Origin of the sequence: Paenibacillus sp. GCM10012306, from assembly GCF_042649265.1 — a bacterium.
Taxonomy (GTDB): domain Bacteria; phylum Bacillota; class Bacilli; order Paenibacillales; family Paenibacillaceae; genus Paenibacillus_AQ.
In genome coordinates, this window is the sequence record NZ_JBHRYW010000012.1 from 186,448 (window position 1) to 201,907 (window position 15,460).

At 50.1% G+C, this 15,460-nt stretch carries 15 protein-coding genes and 1 riboswitch; of the genes, 13 read left to right on the forward strand and 2 right to left on the reverse strand.

Annotation, left to right across the window (positions count from 1 at the left end; translation table 11 throughout):
* The first annotated feature begins 103 nt into the window (after nucleotides 1-103).
* The 7 genes from ACFORK_RS23175 (at nucleotide 104) to ACFORK_RS23205 (ending at nucleotide 6,891) form a co-directional block, all read left to right on the forward strand.
* A complete protein-coding gene (locus ACFORK_RS23175; protein ID WP_379203490.1) occupies nucleotides 104-970 on the forward strand; it encodes a DUF6923 family protein in 867 nt (288 codons plus the stop codon).
* A gap of 31 nt (nucleotides 971-1,001) precedes the next feature.
* Nucleotides 1,002-2,366, forward strand: coding sequence for an ABC transporter substrate-binding protein (locus ACFORK_RS23180; RefSeq protein ID WP_379203492.1), 1,365 nt, complete (start codon nucleotides 1,002-1,004; stop codon nucleotides 2,364-2,366).
* An 89-nt stretch (nucleotides 2,367-2,455) separates the two neighbouring features.
* The gene (locus ACFORK_RS23185) at nucleotides 2,456-3,382 is read left to right on the forward strand and encodes a carbohydrate ABC transporter permease (RefSeq protein ID WP_379203494.1); all 927 of its coding nucleotides are present in this window, start codon (nucleotides 2,456-2,458) and stop codon (nucleotides 3,380-3,382) included.
* Nucleotides 3,383-3,464: 82 nt separating this feature from the next.
* Complete coding sequence (locus ACFORK_RS23190; protein WP_379203555.1) at nucleotides 3,465-4,301, forward strand: carbohydrate ABC transporter permease; 837 nt, start codon at nucleotides 3,465-3,467, stop codon at nucleotides 4,299-4,301.
* A 12-nt stretch (nucleotides 4,302-4,313) separates the two neighbouring features.
* On the forward strand, nucleotides 4,314-5,171 hold the full coding sequence (locus tag ACFORK_RS23195) for a metallophosphoesterase family protein (RefSeq protein ID WP_379203496.1): 858 nt from the start codon (nucleotides 4,314-4,316) through the stop codon (nucleotides 5,169-5,171).
* On the forward strand, nucleotides 5,168-6,370 hold the full coding sequence (locus ACFORK_RS23200) for a Gfo/Idh/MocA family protein (RefSeq protein ID WP_379203499.1): 1,203 nt from the start codon (nucleotides 5,168-5,170) through the stop codon (nucleotides 6,368-6,370). Before ACFORK_RS23195 ends, ACFORK_RS23200 begins: the two co-directional genes overlap by 4 nt.
* Nucleotides 6,371-6,372: 2 nt before the next feature.
* Entirely contained in the window at nucleotides 6,373-6,891 is a 519-nt protein-coding gene (locus ACFORK_RS23205; RefSeq protein ID WP_379203501.1) for a GNAT family N-acetyltransferase, read from the forward strand.
* 52 nt (nucleotides 6,892-6,943) lie between these two features.
* Here the strand turns inward: ACFORK_RS23205 and ACFORK_RS23210 are convergent, their stop codons facing one another.
* Nucleotides 6,944-8,131: an MFS transporter gene (locus ACFORK_RS23210; RefSeq protein WP_379203504.1), complete on the reverse strand. Its 1,188-nt coding sequence runs from the start codon at nucleotides 8,129-8,131 to the stop codon at nucleotides 6,944-6,946.
* A 134-nt stretch (nucleotides 8,132-8,265) separates the two neighbouring features.
* Here ACFORK_RS23210 and ACFORK_RS23215 point away from each other — a divergent pair, with 134 nt between their 5' ends.
* From ACFORK_RS23215 to ACFORK_RS23240, 6 genes are all read left to right on the forward strand, one after another.
* On the forward strand, nucleotides 8,266-8,604 hold the full coding sequence (locus tag ACFORK_RS23215; protein WP_379203506.1) for a winged helix-turn-helix transcriptional regulator: 339 nt from the start codon (nucleotides 8,266-8,268) through the stop codon (nucleotides 8,602-8,604).
* A 258-nt stretch (nucleotides 8,605-8,862) separates the two neighbouring features.
* A complete protein-coding gene (locus tag ACFORK_RS23220) occupies nucleotides 8,863-9,444 on the forward strand; it encodes a hypothetical protein (RefSeq protein WP_379203508.1) in 582 nt (193 codons plus the stop codon).
* Between the two features lie 17 nt (nucleotides 9,445-9,461).
* A complete protein-coding gene (locus ACFORK_RS23225; RefSeq protein ID WP_379203510.1) occupies nucleotides 9,462-10,391 on the forward strand; it encodes an aminoglycoside phosphotransferase family protein in 930 nt (309 codons plus the stop codon).
* Nucleotides 10,392-10,486: 95 nt separating this feature from the next.
* On the forward strand, nucleotides 10,487-10,924 hold the full coding sequence (locus tag ACFORK_RS23230) for a HEAT repeat domain-containing protein (RefSeq protein ID WP_379203512.1): 438 nt from the start codon (nucleotides 10,487-10,489) through the stop codon (nucleotides 10,922-10,924).
* Between the two features lie 154 nt (nucleotides 10,925-11,078).
* A riboswitch (TPP riboswitch) is annotated at nucleotides 11,079-11,185 on the forward strand.
* A gap of 115 nt (nucleotides 11,186-11,300) precedes the next feature.
* On the forward strand, nucleotides 11,301-13,094 hold the full coding sequence (gene thiC, locus ACFORK_RS23235) for a phosphomethylpyrimidine synthase ThiC (RefSeq protein WP_379203514.1): 1,794 nt from the start codon (nucleotides 11,301-11,303) through the stop codon (nucleotides 13,092-13,094).
* 86 nt (nucleotides 13,095-13,180) lie between these two features.
* Entirely contained in the window at nucleotides 13,181-13,765 is a 585-nt protein-coding gene (locus ACFORK_RS23240) for a hypothetical protein (protein WP_379203516.1), read from the forward strand.
* A gap of 105 nt (nucleotides 13,766-13,870) precedes the next feature.
* Here the strand turns inward: ACFORK_RS23240 and ACFORK_RS23245 are convergent, their stop codons facing one another.
* Complete coding sequence (locus ACFORK_RS23245) at nucleotides 13,871-15,415, reverse strand: acetate--CoA ligase (RefSeq protein WP_379203557.1); 1,545 nt, start codon at nucleotides 15,413-15,415, stop codon at nucleotides 13,871-13,873.
* Nucleotides 15,416-15,460 lie beyond the last annotated feature (45 nt).

The following is a 15,460-nucleotide window of genomic DNA, read 5'->3' on the forward strand; positions in this document are numbered from 1 at the left end:
AGTATTTTGTTCAATAGGAGGGGGATGGATCAGCCCTAGAATGGGATTAAGGTCAGGCGTGAGGACGTGCTGGGCCAAGATAACACTAGGAGGAGAGAAGAACATGAAAGTTGCAAGGTTTTGGGGTCTGGTTGTTGCGGGAGTAATGGTGTCCAGTTCAGTGTCTATGTCTTCGGTACTTGCAGATCCGGTAGAAACGGAAAATCTGGGAAGTGATTTTGCAATTACAGCAGCAGCTGAACCCTGGCATGAAGTGTCCAAGCAAACTTTCTGGCTGTTAGATGCCCTGGAACGGGGGCAAGGGGTAACGACGGATGGGAACGCATGGATTTTCAGCTCACCTTATGGCCTGCTTCGTACAGCACTGGACGGCAAGACGGTAATCGCACGGAATCCTTTGGCGATTCCATCCCAGATATCCGCGCTTGGCGGGGATCACATCGGGGATATCTCCTATTATAACGGGAAGATTTATGCTCCTATTGAAGATGGGAAAAAATACGAGCATCCGTACATCGCCCTTTATGATGCCAATACCTTGCAGTATACCGGTACTTCTTATGCGCTGCCGCTAGATCTCCATCCTGGAGGTGTTCCATGGGTTGCTGTAGATGCTGCCCGCGGGCAGGTGTACACGGCAAAATGGAACAATGCTGATGTGTTAAACGTGTTCAGCCTTGACGACATGCACCTGATTAAGACGGTTCCGCTTACTCAAAGCATTGATCGGGTTCAAGGTGCTGCGATGTATAACGGATACCTCTATGCTTCTTCAGATAATAAGACCCAGACTCTCTATAAAGTCGATGTGGATAACGGTAATGTGTCCGTTGCAGTAGACCGTAATTTGCCTAGTGGTACCGAAGCTCAAGGTATTGCAGTGCTGCCAACGGCTGACGGAGCCCAGCTTCACATTCTCGATGTAGGTTCTAATCGCATAAGCGTGAACTTCCGTCACTATTCTTTCTAATCCAATCGAAGCTAAAAAGGAGCCTATAGAAATGATGAAGCAATCGAAACTGATGTTGTTCTTGATGGGATGTACTCTACTGGCCACAGGCTGTAGTCAATCTAATAATAATAGTGTTACAGAAGCTGCCGCAGACCCTACTGCGCAGCCTTCTGCAAGTGCAGAGGCCACTGAAGCACCGAGCACACAGAACGTAGAAATTACCTTCTATTATCCGGTTAACGTCGGGGGTCCACTGACCAAAGTTATCGATAATATGGCCAAATCCTTTATGGAGACGCATCCTGGAATTAAAGTGAATCCTGTATATACCGGCAATTATGGTGATAATACAGTGAAAATTCAAGCCGGTGTTCAGGCTAAGCAGCCGCCGGATGTAGCCGTGATGATGTCCACGGAATTGTACAGCATGCTGGATATGAATGCTATTGTTCCGCTGGATGATTGGATCGCTAAGGATACAGACGTTAATATGGATGATTTCTATCCTGCTTTTATGGAAGATACACAAACCGAAGGCAAAACCTACAGCCTTCCGTTCCAACGAAGCACAATTGTCATGTACTACAACAAAGAGATGTTCAAGGAAGCAGGCTTAGATCCTGAGAAGCCGCCGACAACCTGGGCTGAGCTTGTATCCTATGCCGGAAAGCTGAACAAAGACGGTCATGCTGGCCTGGAAATCCCGGGTAATGACGACTCCTACTGGATGTTCCAAATGCTTGCCCGGCAAAATGCCACAGATCCTAAGCAAAACATCATGTCCGATGACGGTAAAAAAGCAATGTTCAACACACCTGAGAATGTGGAAGCTCTGCAATTCTGGCTGGACCTGTCCCACAAAGACAAGGTAATGCCAGAAGGCGTAATTGACTGGGCTACCGTGCCTACTGACTTTATTCAAGGCAAGACAGCAATGATGATGCACACAAGCGGTAACCTGACGAATGTCAGAACAAATGCCAAGTTCGATTTCGGTGTGGCTTTCCCGCCTGCACAGAAACAATTCGGATCACCTACGGGCGGCGGCAACTTGTACATCTTTAAAGACACTTCGCCTGAGAAGCAAGCAGCAGCTTGGGAATTTGCTAAATATATGACTGCTCCAGAGCAGGCCGCACTGTTCAGCAGCTCCTCCGGCTATGTAGGCGTGCGCAAATCAGCCTATGATACAGAAGCCATGAAGAAATATACGGCTGATTTCCCGCAAGCACTTGTTGCGCGCGATCAACTGCAGTATGCCTTCAGAGAATTGTCTACGCATAACCACGGTAAAGTGTCGACAGCGATCACGAATCAGATTCAAGCTGCTTTAGCCGGACAAGTGGATGCTGCTGGTGCACTGCAGAAAGCGCAGGAAGAAGCCGATCAGGCGCTTGCCCCGTTCAATAAGTAACAAAGGCAACGGATAAGAAGGAGTTGTTGCGGAGTACGCCGGGAGGGTCTCTATCTCAAGGCGTACTCCATTCTATACCGTGAAATGGAATGATCCAGAGCCCGTGGCAGAAAGGACGGAAAGGCATGCTTGCCGGATGGAGTGAGAAGCTCAAACGAAATAGCTTTGGCTGGGGGCTGGTGTTGCCCTCACTGCTGTTTCTCTGTTTATTTACCTACTACCCGATGTTGAAATCCGTGTGGCTTAGTTTATATGAAAAGAATCTGGCGACCCCTGAACCTGTGTTCGTCGGGTTGGGGAATTATGCAAACCTGCTTAAAGATCAGGTGTTTAGAAAAGTGGTAGCAAACAATATTTGGTTTGCTGTCGGAACGGTTCCCGTTTCAGTAGGACTCGCGTTTGTCATGGCGCTGTTTGCCGACAAGGCGATTAAGGGACGCGGGGTTGCCCGCCTTGCTTTTTTTTATCCGAATATGATTCCAATGATCGCTGTGGCGAACATTTGGTTGTTTCTGTATACACCGCATTTCGGGCTGTTCGCCAGGTTTGCCGCCTGGATCGCAGATCAGCCGGTCAATCTGCTTGGGAACCCCGATACGGTAATGGGGGCGCTAATTGTCATGATGGTCTGGAAGGAAGCCGGTTACTTCATGATTTTCTATTTGGCGGGGATGCAGCAGATTCCGAAAGATCTGTATGAAGCCGCAGCGGTTAGCGGTGTTGGCACTTTCACCTCGATACGGCGGATTACCATACCGCTCACGATGCCAACTACGTTGTTCGTCATGGTAGTTGCGATTACGAATTCTTTCAAGCTGGTTGATCATCTATGGATTATGACCAAGGGTGGTCCGAACAATTCCAGCAACTTGCTATTGTACTATATCTACGATACCACCTTTAACTTCTACGATCAGGGAATGGCTGCTGCGATGACCGTCGTGATGATCGGTCTGCTGCTCATTATCTCGTCCCTCCAGTTCTTTGGGTGGGATCGTAAAATTCATTACGAATAGGACGGGGCTCATGGACAATCCATTAAAGCTGTCACTTCTGCCAAGGCAGAAGAAAAGCAGGTTGGCAGAAGAAGAGCGGGCTATGCACCGGGATCGGCGGTTCGGTCGAAGACTTCTTCAAGTGCTGTCGCATGGCATCGGCTTCGGTGTGGTGGCGCTCTGGATCATCCCTTTTTTATGGGTGGCCAGAACGGCCTTTTTGCCCAAAGCCTCGGCTGTGGATACAGGCTGGTCCTGGGGATGGACGCTCGATAACCTCACCCGGGTGTGGCAAGCGGCACCCTTTGGGCAATTCTTTTTAAATACGTTATTGGTCTGTACTGGCGTTCTTGCTGTTCAGCTGGTTACGTTGACCATGGCCGCCTACGCATTTGCACGGGTGCGCTTCGTGGGCAGAGAGTTAGTATTTATGTTGTTTTTAGTACAAATCATGGTACCGCCTGATGTTCTAATCTTCTCTAACTATCAGATTTTAAGTGACATGGGTCTGCTGGATACCAAGATCGGAATTATGCTGCCTTACTTCGCATCCGCCTTTGGTGTCTTCCTGCTTCGGCAGTCTTTCAAGCAATTACCGTATGAACTGGAGGAAGCTGCCCGTGTAGAAGGGGCTTCCCGTCTGCGCATCCTGGCGCAAATTTATGTTCCGTTGTCCCGGCCGGTCTATGTATCGTTCGCGATCGTCTCTTTCAGCTTCCACTGGAATGATTTCTTGTGGCCGTTGATCGTGACCAATTCCGAAGAGAACCGGCTGTTGACCGTAGGGCTGGCGATGTTCGCGAAATCTACCGAGTCAGGGGCACAATGGAGTGACGTAAGCGCGGCGACGCTAATTGTTTCGGCACCTCTTATGCTGGGGTTCTTATTGTTCCAGCGTAAGGTGATCGGCAGTTTTATGCACTCAGGAATCAAAGGCTAAGGGGGACTACGATTGAAGTTAGCTATAATTGGAGATTTGCATTACCCGTATGAACTAACCAGCGATGAGCCTTCGATAGCCGCTGCCCGTGATGCTTATTATGAACGCTTCATGGATCTGTTCTTATCCCTGGAGGCTGATTATTATATTTCGATCGGTGATTTAACGCATGCGGGAGAAGCCGCCGAATTCACGTATGTCATAGAGCACATTGAAAAGCGTGGTCTACGCGACCGTTTTCTTCATGTGCTGGGTAATCATGATACGTATACGCATCCGAAGAGCGATATTCTTGCGTTAACCGGGTTGAAGAGATATGAAGTGATCGAGGAGCATGACGCAAGAATTATACTGCTGGATACCGCGCGTGAAATTCGTGAGGATTGGAGCGGCACCATAGACGAGGAACAATGGAACTGGCTACACAGCCAATTGAGACAGGACCCGGACAAGCCGCTGATTATGATCGGCCATCATCCGCCTTACGGGACAACCGCAAGGTCGACCGAAACCATGATGTCTCTAGACCCTGACCTCGCGATCTGGCCGTTGCTTGAACAATGGCAGGGAAGCGGATTCTATTTTAACGGACATAATCACGTGAATTCCATTGTTCGCCAAGAACACTGGCACTTCATCCAGACGGCAGCTGTACCGGATGTACCCTCTGTGCGAATGGTGAACATTATAGACCAGAAGGTTAGCGTGGAAACGATCAGCTTCGCCAGCGAGGATCTATCCAACTGGGCGCGTGTCTATACGCCGCACATGTACGATTATGAGAGACATCCCAGCTGTGAAGGTGACTCGTCTGCGCTGGGACTCTTCGTCAATGCCCAAACAGCCCGCAAAGGAGTTGCAAGGAAATGAGCCGTAAGCCTGTAAAATTAGCCATTGTTGGCGGGAATCGGGGGGCCAGCTTTATGAACGCCCTATCCTCGCTCTCTGACCGAATTCAATTGACTGCAACCTGTGATTTGAATGAATGGGTGCTTCTTCAGTGGAAAGAGAAATTCCCAGAAATCCGTACCTATCGTGATTATCACGAAATGCTGAAAGACCCCTCGGTGGATGCTGTTTTTATATTAAGTCCTATGCATCTGCATGCCAGACAGTCCATCGACGCACTGAATGCTGGCAAGCATGTACTTAGTGAAGTTATTGCTACCCGAACGTTGGATGAAGCTTGGGAGCTGATCGAGACGGTAGAGCGGACAGGACTTAAATATATGATGTCCGAAAATTATTGCTTCTCCCGTTCCAATCTGACAATCAAGCATATGGCAGATCAGGGGATGTTCGGTGAGATTACATACCTGGAGGGCGGGTATATCCATGACCTGCGCCATTTGATCCACCATCCGGATGGCTCGCTCACTTGGCGGGGCCAGCTGCACCAACAATTTAATGGAATTAATTATCCTACACACTCCATTGGCCCCATTGCGCAGTGGATCAACCTGAACAAGGAGGGCGGAGACCGCTTGAAGCAAGTCTCTACCTTTGTGTCCAAATCAAGATCGCTGCAGCGCTACTTTAGTGAGCATTTTGGCAAGGATCATCCGGCTGCGGGGAACGGATTTTGGCAGCAGGGAGATAGCGCAGTAGCTATTTTGCAGACCGAGAAGGGTGTGCTGATCGAATTGCGTGTGGATTGGACCTCGGTAAGGCCGCACAATAAAACGCATTATTTACTCCAAGGTACGGAAGGTGCCTTTATTACAGGCCGGCATCAGCAGGAAGATGATTTGATCTGGTTCAAGAACCGTTCGCCTCAGCATGTAGAGGACGGGTCGGAGATGTGGGAACCCCTGCAGAACTACCAGCCTCAGTACGATCACCCAACGTGGAAACAATGGGGAGCATTCGCAGCAGGGACGAAGCATGGCGGGGGTGATTTTCTAGTATTGGAGGAATTTATTTCGGCCATCCAGGAGGATCGCGAGCCTTCAGTTGATGTATATGATGCGGTTACCTGGAGCTCGATCTTCTCCCTATCCATGGAATCGGTGAAAGCGGGCGGACAAGCCATTCCCTTTCCTGATTTTAAGGCGAAGAGGGGGGAGTAACGATGGGACAAGGACTGTCGAAGCTGATTATGCAGAAGGAGACGCTGGACGATTTGCCGCCATTTCTATGTCCAACGGGCTTTCGGATAATGTCCTACCAGCATGGAGACGAACGCAATTGGGAGGATCTCATCCGTCATTCTTTTACTAGAGACGTGAAGTTTGCGGATAAAATTGGCGACATCGTTCCGCTCTACGCTGATCGCTTATTATTTCTCTGTAAAGGCGACCAGCCTGTCGCTACTGCGACTGCCTGGGAGACAGCGAGTCACAACTGGTATCTGCACATGGTGGGTGTGCTGCCCGAGTATTCCGGAAGAGGCTTGGGGTTTGCGGCAAGCCTTGCCGCCCTGCATAAGATGCGTGAAGAGGGCGGGGGAACGGCCTATTTAGAAACAGATGATTTCAGATTGCCAGCCATTCAAATCTATCGGAAGTTGGGATTCACGCCAGTCCATATGGATGAGAGTCACCCTGGAAGATGGGAACGGATTCTCCAGCAGCTTGGCCCCTCTGTTTAACTGTAAAGAAAGCCTCCCTTCAGGGAGGCTTTTCTTCTTATGAGGGTGAACGTTAAGCCTTGTGCCTCTTCTCTACACGTTGTCCCCATAGCGTGATTAGTAATCCCAGCAGCGTCACCAAAGCAGCTACCCAGGTTAAGGATTGCAGTCCCAGCGGACTGTCCAGTACGATACCTCCGAGCCAGGCGCCGCCTGCACCGCCAAGATTAAAAGCGCCGATATTGAGTGCAGAGGCCAGGTTGGGTGCAGCACTGGCTTTATCCAGAACACGGATCTGGAACCCGGGTACTGTGCCAAAGGCGGCGAATCCCCAGATGAAGATCGTGATCACTGTAGCGATTTTGTTGTGGCTTGTGAATGTGAACAGGGTCATCACAACAGTAAGAAGGATCAGCATCCCGATCAGGGACGGCATCAGCTTCCAATCTGCTAATTTTCCACCTGTTATGTTCCCAAGGGTTAATCCTGCGCCGAACAGGAGCAGCAGAACCGTCACGGTGCTTTCCTGAAAGCCGGCAATTTCCGTCAGGAAGGGGGAAATGTAAGTGAAAATAACAAACACGCCTCCGAATCCCAGAACCGTCATCAGCAGGGTGAGCAGGACCTGAGGGCTGCGAAGAACACGTATTTCTTTTCGAAAACTGGGAGTCTCCTGACTCTTCAGCTTAGGAACGAATATGGCTAAGGTGATCAACGAGAACAAACCTAGCAGAGATACGACCCCGAAAGTCGAACGCCAGCCATGACTTTGGCCAATCCAGGTTCCTAAGGGAACGCCGAGGATGTTCGCTAGAGTGACGCCGATGAACATCATGGCGATCGCAGTAGCTTTTTTATCCGGACTGACGATACTGGCGGCGATAATAGAACCGATCCCGAATACCGTGCCATGAACGACAGCTGACAGAATACGTGCAATCATGAGAACTGTATAATCGCTGGCGACCATACTGATCAGGTTGGCTCCTACGAATAGAGCCATCAGTGCCAGGAGCAGAGTTTTCCTAGGTAGACGGACAGTTAATGCGGTCAGTAATGGCCCGCCAATGGCCACCCCCAGAGCATAACCTGACACCAGTAGCCCTGCTTTGCTGATGGAGATATGGAGATCATTGGCTACGTCAGGCAGAAGCCCCATAATAACAAATTCAGTTGTACCGATAGCAAACGCACTGATCATCAAGATATAGATGGCAATGGGATAAGATGTTTTGGCATTGTTAGTCGTAGTTGCTTGCATATGCTGTACTCCCCTCTTGCTGTTGATTATAAGAACGTATTTGATTATGCTTGAATGGTAGAGTTCTGAGAAGTACGCACTTTATTTCGCGTTAGTTTCTTTGAAGTAAGTGTAAGTGAAGGAGGTAATGCCGAATGAGGCCAACTGAATGTGATTATGCTGCGAACGTAACGCTTGGAATCATTGAGGGCAAATGGAAGCTATTGCTTCTCTGTCATCTGCGCAATGGGACCAAACGATTCAGTGAGTTTGCTCAACTGATACCCGGGATCACGCAGAAAGTGCTGACCTACCAGCTAAGAGAGTTAGAGGCACACGGGCTGATTAAGCGCGAGGTGTATCCGGTCATTCCGCCCAAAGTGGAATATTCATTAACCGAATACGGGGAAAGTTTAGTCCCGTTGATGGATTTGATGAATCTGTGGGGCGAGAATCACAGGGAACGAATTAAACCAACGGAACGGATCTGTTAATGATAGATAGAAGAATAGGCAGGAGGGCTCTGGAGTCGGGAGAATGACTTTCGGAGCCTTTTTGCAGCTAACATATAGAAGTGACTGATGATTGAGACAATTATAGATAGCATAGGAGTCAGTGAAGAAGGGGTTGCTATCAGAAGAATCAAGAATAAATGTATTATCAGGCATTCATAGAGCTGAGCCGGTACCATTGGCATACAAATGCCGAGGCATCCGGTCAGGTATTCAGAAGATCATTAGGAGGTTTTATTAATGACTCAATTTCATTACATCGGCTCACCGGTGGAGCTGCCGCTCGGCGAGAGGGGAAGCGTACGGTCTTCCAAAACGCGCAGCGAAATGTTAGCCTCCCCGGAATACCAAGCGAAGCGCGAGGAGCTTAAGCAACAGGGCATGGTTCCACTGGAGGATATTATTGACCTGTCCCATATTCGGGATGAGGACTGTCTCGTATATGATACGGAAGAAGATGCCGGGGGTATTTACATTGAAGCGCTGGGCTACTGGAATGAGGAAATCCGCAAGCATTTTCATAGTACTTATGTATACAAAATCTCTCCGAATTGGGGTAGTTTCACGGTAAAACCAGCAGATCAGGAGACTCGTCCTGATTCGGAGAACGCCTCACTCAAATGCTGCCGGGAATTGTTCAAGCTGATGCAGGATTTCGGCGTGTCTGGTTCAGTATTCGAGCTGTACAGCTGCTGGGCGGACGAGGAGGGTGAGCCGCGCAACAAGAAGCATGACCGCGTAATTGATCTCTCCACATTTAGCTTGGAGCAGGGATTTGACTTGCAAGAGAAAGGGTATATTGTGGTGAAGCTTCCTACGTAGATACAGGAGGGATGCAGGTGGAGCGGTTATTGGGTATTCCCGGCGCGAGCGCCTGGACGAAGATAGAGCCTGTCCTCAAGGGCTGGTCTAATGATAAAAAGTATTATATCGAGGACACCGGCGGCCGCAAGCTTCTGCTGCGGGTATCGGACGGGAAGAATCATGCACAGAAGCAAGCAGAGTATGAAATGATTCAGCGGGTCAATAAGCTCGACTTTCCAATGTCACGGGCGGTGGATTTCGGCGCGTGGGGTGAAGGTGCGGAGCGCAGTACATATATGCTTTTGACTTGGGTGGAGGGCCAGCCGCTGGAGGACTGTCTGCTCTCTGTGGCAGAAGAAGAACAGTATGCACTTGGGGTTGAAGCCGGGAGGATACTCAAGCAGATTCATACGATTTCGAACAACTGTGATCTTGCAGATTGGGAAAGTCGGATGCAGGCCAAGATATTACAGCGGGTACAGGAGTATGAGCAAGGCTGTCCCTTCAGGGTTGAAGGTGATAAGATGGCGATTGCTTTTGTGAGGGAGAATATCGGGGCGATTTCGCAAGTGAAAAAAGTATATCAGCACGGCGATTTCCACATCGGTAATCATATTTACACAAGTGAGGGCCGGATTGGTATCATCGATTTCAATCGTTGGGATAACGGGGATTATGCTGAAGAATTTTACAAGCTGCAAGCATTTGACCGAGAGCATAGCGTTGCTTTTACACGTGGAAAATTGGATGGTTACTTCGATGGGCCTCCTCCTCAGGATTTCTGGGTCAGACTCGCAGTGTATGTGGCCTATACTTCTATATTTTCGATCCAGTGGGCGATTCCATTCGGAAGTGCTGATATTGAGGGGATGCAGGCGCGCTGCCGGATGGCGTTCACGGACTATGATCACTTTCAAAGGCTGATCCCGCATTGGTATGCGGAAGGAAGAGCCGGGGAGCTGTAAGACGGGATTATTATTTGTTTGTCCAAAAGATTGATATTGGGGATAGCGGTACGGTAGAATTGGTACAGATTGATTATAGAAGGGAATTGTGACTTTTGAACAACGAAGAAGTGCAGCAAGAGCTGCCGGAAAATTATGAGCAGTTAAAAAAGGAAGCGGGTCGTTCCGCGGATTGGAAAGCCCGTTTGGCGGCAGTAGAAGAGCTTGGCCGTACACCGCATAAGCAGGTTATTGATATTTTGAAGCGTCTGGTGGAGAACGATCCTGTATATACCGTACAAGAGGCGGCTTACCGTGCATTAGTGGCTTTTGGCGAAGAGGTGCAAGAGCCGTCCAAAAACAAACCTGAACTATTTAAGGGTTTGTCCAAGATTCTACTGAGAATCAAGAAGAGTCTGCCGAAAGACCACTCATATGAGGACTTCAAAGAGAAGTTCAAGAAGATGAGAATCGACATCTACGACGCTTACGAAGGTGAAAAAGGCGCCGAATTTGATCAATGGCTGGAGAGCAAATGGCAATCGGCTAAATAGTTCTACACAGGAATGAGCCCTCTCTGATCAGAGAGGGTTTTTCGGCGTTACCCTCTGCTTGTTGTCTGTTCTTAACACAACACATCCAACCCTAAAGCTGCAGAGGGTGTTGACGAATTCCAATTATACCGTTAACTTATAACTAATTAGATAAGATAACCACTAGGGGAGCCTGAATAGGCTGAGACGGGAAAATTGCATTCCTGGACCCTTGAACCTGATCTGGATCATACCAGCGTAGGAAAGTGGAGACGGAACTTTTTTCTGTATAGCCAGGTCTATTTTTCTGGTTGTTCATGGATAAAGCCGCTCCATGTGGAGCGGCTTTTTTGGCGCTTGTCTTATTTATATCCCATAGTACAGGAGGATGCATAAGATGGCACATGAACACGAGCAGGACAAGAAACGAGAGTATGATAAGGTGGACCTTTCAGCTTTTCCGGGTAGTCGCAAAGTGTATGTGGAAGGGCAACATCCCGATATCCGGGTACCTATGCGGGAGATTAAGCTCAGACGGACCGAAGGGGTTGCTGGCGAAGAGGAGAACGTCCCTGTGCGTGTCTATGATACTAGCGGACCCTATACAGACAGTGACATTGAGAATGACATTCGCCAGGGGCTGCCGCCTCACCGTAAGTCCTGGATTGAGCAGCGTGGGGATGCCGAATGGTATCAGGGACGGACGCTTAAACCAGAAGATAACGGACATGCGATGGGAAAATCGGCCGTGGAGGCGTTCCCAGGATTGCAGCGACGTCCGCTTCGAGCAAAAGCTGGCCGGAATGTTACGCAGCTGCACTACGCGCGAAAAGGTATCATCACTTCCGAGATGGAGTTTATATCCATCCGAGAAAATGTAAGTCCTGAATTCGTTAGGGATGAGGTAGCGAGTGGACGCGCCATTATTCCAGCTAATATTAATCACCCTGAGAGTGAGTCGATGATTATTGGGCGCAACTTCCTTGTGAAGATCAACGCGAATATCGGAAACTCTGCTGTATCCTCTTCCATTGAGGAAGAAGTGGAGAAGATGAGGTGGGCCACCCGCTGGGGTGCTGACAACATTATGGATCTCTCTACGGGCAAAAATATTCATCATACCCGGGAATGGATTATCCGCAATTCTCCCGTGCCGATCGGTACTGTGCCGATCTATCAGGCTCTCGAAAAGGTGAATGGAAAAGCAGAGGATCTGACATGGGAAGTTTACCGTGATACGCTGATTGAGCAGGCGGAACAGGGAGTGGATTATTTTACAATTCATGCTGGGGTGCTGCTTCGTTACATCCCCCTGACAGCCGGACGAATGACGGGCATTGTCTCCCGTGGTGGGTCGATTATGGCGGCCTGGTGTCTGGCTCATCATCAGGAGAACTTCCTCTACACGCATTTCGAGGATATCTGTGAGATTATGAAAGCCTATGATGTCGCCTTCTCTCTGGGAGACGGGCTGCGGCCGGGATCTATCGCTGATGCCAATGACGAGGCCCAGTTCGCGGAGCTGGAGACGCTGGGTGAACTGACGACACTAGCTTGGAAGCATGATGTTCAGGTCATGGTAGAGGGGCCGGGCCATGTGCCGATGCATCTAATCAAGGAGAATATGGACAAGCAGCTTGAGCATTGTCATGGAGCGCCATTTTATACGCTGGGACCCTTAACCACGGACATTGCGCCGGGCTATGACCATATTACTTCCGCTATCGGGGCAGCCATGATCGGCTGGTTCGGGACGGCGATGTTATGCTACGTTACGCCCAAGGAGCATTTGGGACTGCCGAACAAGAACGACGTGCGTGAAGGTGTGATTGCCTACAAAATTGCTGCCCACGCCGCAGATTTGGCCAAAGGCCATCCGGGTGCCCAAGAGCGGGATAACGCGTTGTCCAAAGCACGCTTTGAATTCCGCTGGCGGGATCAATTCCATCTGTCGCTCGATCCTGAGCGGGCACTGGAGTACCATGATGAGACGCTGCCAGCAGAAGGTGCCAAGACAGCCCATTTCTGCTCCATGTGCGGCCCGAAGTTCTGCAGTATGCGTATTTCTCACGATATTCGCAACTCTGGAAGAGTGCAGGATGAACCCATACAGGAGCAGGAGGCCATCGTTGCTGGGATGCGCGAGAAATCTGCTGAGTTCAGAGGGGGCGGCAGCCAGATATATCAATAGAGGTAACGTCAGGAGTTGCATCGGCAAGCGCATTGGGGATAATAGAGAGTAGATAATACTACCTTACAGATGCAAAGGATGAAGACATGTCAGTTCAAAATTTAACGCAATTGTTTCAAGATTACCTTCAACTGTCGGACAGTCTGCGGCCTGGATACTCTGCCAGCCTGGGAACAGGACATGGGGGAAAAGACGACCAAATGGCGGCAATCGTGCCGGAAATCCCAGAGCTGCTAGCGGCTATATACAATACGGTGTCAGGCACAAACCGTGAGGAGGAAGAACCAAATCTGATTGAGTTTGTGCCGGGGTATCGCCTGATTCATCGGGATGAATATGAGCAGGAGATGCAAGTACTGGCGGGGATTTTGGCAGAGAAAGGCCATCCCGTTGAAGGGACCGTCCTGCCCATCCTGACTAACTATGGCAGTGATTTCATCTGCTACTATCGGTCTGCGGACGGTACGGAACGGATTTGTGATCTGCTCCATGACTTCGGCGATTTAGTGGTAATGTATGATTCTCCTGCGAAGTTCCTGGAGACGCTTAGCGAGTTTTACCGTCAAGAAGTGTACTTCTTGGACGAAGACGGTTATCTGGACTGCGATCTGATTAAGGAAGGCGAAGTAGGCGCGGAAATGAATCCGGAAGCCTCCTATTGGTCGGAGTAGCGGAGGACTAGTAATCTTCCTGTGTGTTTACATAGAAAAAGCAGCCCGATTGGGGGCTGCTTTTTCTATGATGATTAGCTCGAACTATCATACCGATATTCTCGCTTACTCCGCAGCGCGCTGCTCCTGCTGGCGCAGTTCCACCCGCCGGATTTTACCTGAGGCTGTCTTGGGGAGGTCAGCGACAAACTCGATTTTACGTGGATATTTATAAGGGGCAGTGATCTCCTTGACATGGGTCTGGAGTTCCTTAACCAGTTCGGCTGCGCCCTCATATTCATCCTTGAGCACGACAAAGGCTTTGACTACATGGCCGCGAATCTCATCAGGACTGGCGACAACGGCACATTCCTTGACAGCGGCATGTTTCATAAGCGCATCCTCTACTTCAAAAGGGCCAATCGTATAGCCTGAGCTGATGATAATGTCATCGCCACGGCCCTCGAACCAGAAATATCCGTCCTCGTCCTTGCGCGCCCGGTCTCCGGTGACGAAGTACTCGCCATGCGAGGCGTTGGACTTGCGTTCAGGGTCCTTGTAGTAGGTTTTGAACAAGGCCGGCATGCTGAGATGCACGGCAATATCCCCAACAACGCCAGCCGGCAGTGGGATACCATCCTCGTCAATGACCTCCACGAGGCCCGGCGCGATGGATTGGCCCATAGAGCCAATTCGGACAGGCTTGTCCTTAAGCGCGGCAATAATCAGCGTGCTTTCGGTCTGGCCATAGCCGTCACGGATCGTGATATCGAAGTGCCGCTGGAAGGTATGAATGACTTCCTGGTTCAGCGGTTCACCGGCAGAGACGGCGCAGCGGAGCTGAGACAGGTCGTAATGCTCCAGTCCTTCAGTCTTGGCCATTAGGCGGTATTCTGTCGGTGTGCAGCACAAAACTTGAATGCCCTGATCCTGCAGCAGTTGCAAAAAGCGTTTCGGCCCAAAAGCGCCATTATACACAAAGCCAGTTGCCCCGTTGCCCAGCACAGACAGGAAGGGACTCCAGATCCACTTCTGCCAACCCGGCGCAGCTGTTGCCCATACCGTATCCGACTCGCGAATATCGAGCCAGAGTGAGGAGGTAATTCGCAAGTGGGCATAACCCCAGCCATGGCTATGTACCACTGCCTTGGGATTGCCGGTTGTGCCGGAGGTATAAGCCAATATGGCGATATCGTCCCGATGGCTGGCTGCTGTTGGATAGACATCCGGCTGATCGGCCATGAGGCCCTCCAGATGTACCCAGCCTGTGGCACCTTCCTGATACTCCGTCGTTCCGGTCACGGCCAGACGGTAATCAAGGGCAGGCAGATCGTCAGCGATGAGATCTACTTCATTTGTAGTGTCGGACCAAGCGATGACAGCTCTAGCCTCCGAGTGCCGCAACCGGTAGGACAGATCCTTGGCACGCAGCATCTCTGATGAAGGAATGACAGCCAGTCCCAGCTTCAGACAAGCCAAATAGATTACATAAGCGATGATTCTTCTTGGAACCATGACCAGCACGCGGTCTCCCTGGTGGAGACCTAGACTCGACAGACCTCCAGCCAGACGGTTGGCCTGCTTGCGCAGCTCCCCGTAAGTGATTTCCTCGTAATCTCCGTGATCACTAAGCCATTTCAATGCTATTTTCTCCGGTGGATGGTGTTCCATCTCCGAAGTCAGATTATAAGTTTCCGGTGCGATCCAGTGTGGGTT

Bases quoted from the DNA above. Each gene is read 5' to 3' on its own strand.
- ACFORK_RS23175 (WP_379203490.1), top strand. From the start codon at position 104: ATGAAAGTTGCAAGGTTTTGGGGTCTGGTTGTTGCGGGAGTAATGGTG.
- ACFORK_RS23180 (WP_379203492.1), top strand. From the start codon at position 1,002: ATGATGAAGCAATCGAAACTGATGTTGTTCTTGATGGGATGTACTCTA.
- ACFORK_RS23185 (WP_379203494.1), top strand. From the start codon at position 2,456: ATGATCCAGAGCCCGTGGCAGAAAGGACGGAAAGGCATGCTTGCCGGA.
- ACFORK_RS23190 (WP_379203555.1), top strand. From the start codon at position 3,465: ATGCACCGGGATCGGCGGTTCGGTCGAAGACTTCTTCAAGTGCTGTCG.
- ACFORK_RS23200 (WP_379203499.1), top strand. From the start codon at position 5,168: ATGAGCCGTAAGCCTGTAAAATTAGCCATTGTTGGCGGGAATCGGGGG.
- ACFORK_RS23205 (WP_379203501.1), top strand. From the start codon at position 6,373: ATGGGACAAGGACTGTCGAAGCTGATTATGCAGAAGGAGACGCTGGAC.
- ACFORK_RS23210 (WP_379203504.1), bottom strand. From the start codon at position 8,131: ATGCAAGCAACTACGACTAACAATGCCAAAACATCTTATCCCATTGCC.
- ACFORK_RS23215 (WP_379203506.1), top strand. From the start codon at position 8,266: ATGAGGCCAACTGAATGTGATTATGCTGCGAACGTAACGCTTGGAATC.
- ACFORK_RS23220 (WP_379203508.1), top strand. From the start codon at position 8,863: ATGACTCAATTTCATTACATCGGCTCACCGGTGGAGCTGCCGCTCGGC.
- thiC (WP_379203514.1), top strand. From the start codon at position 11,301: ATGGCACATGAACACGAGCAGGACAAGAAACGAGAGTATGATAAGGTG.
- ACFORK_RS23240 (WP_379203516.1), top strand. From the start codon at position 13,181: ATGTCAGTTCAAAATTTAACGCAATTGTTTCAAGATTACCTTCAACTG.
- ACFORK_RS23245 (WP_379203557.1), bottom strand. From the start codon at position 15,415: ATGGAACACCATCCACCGGAGAAAATAGCATTGAAATGGCTTAGTGAT.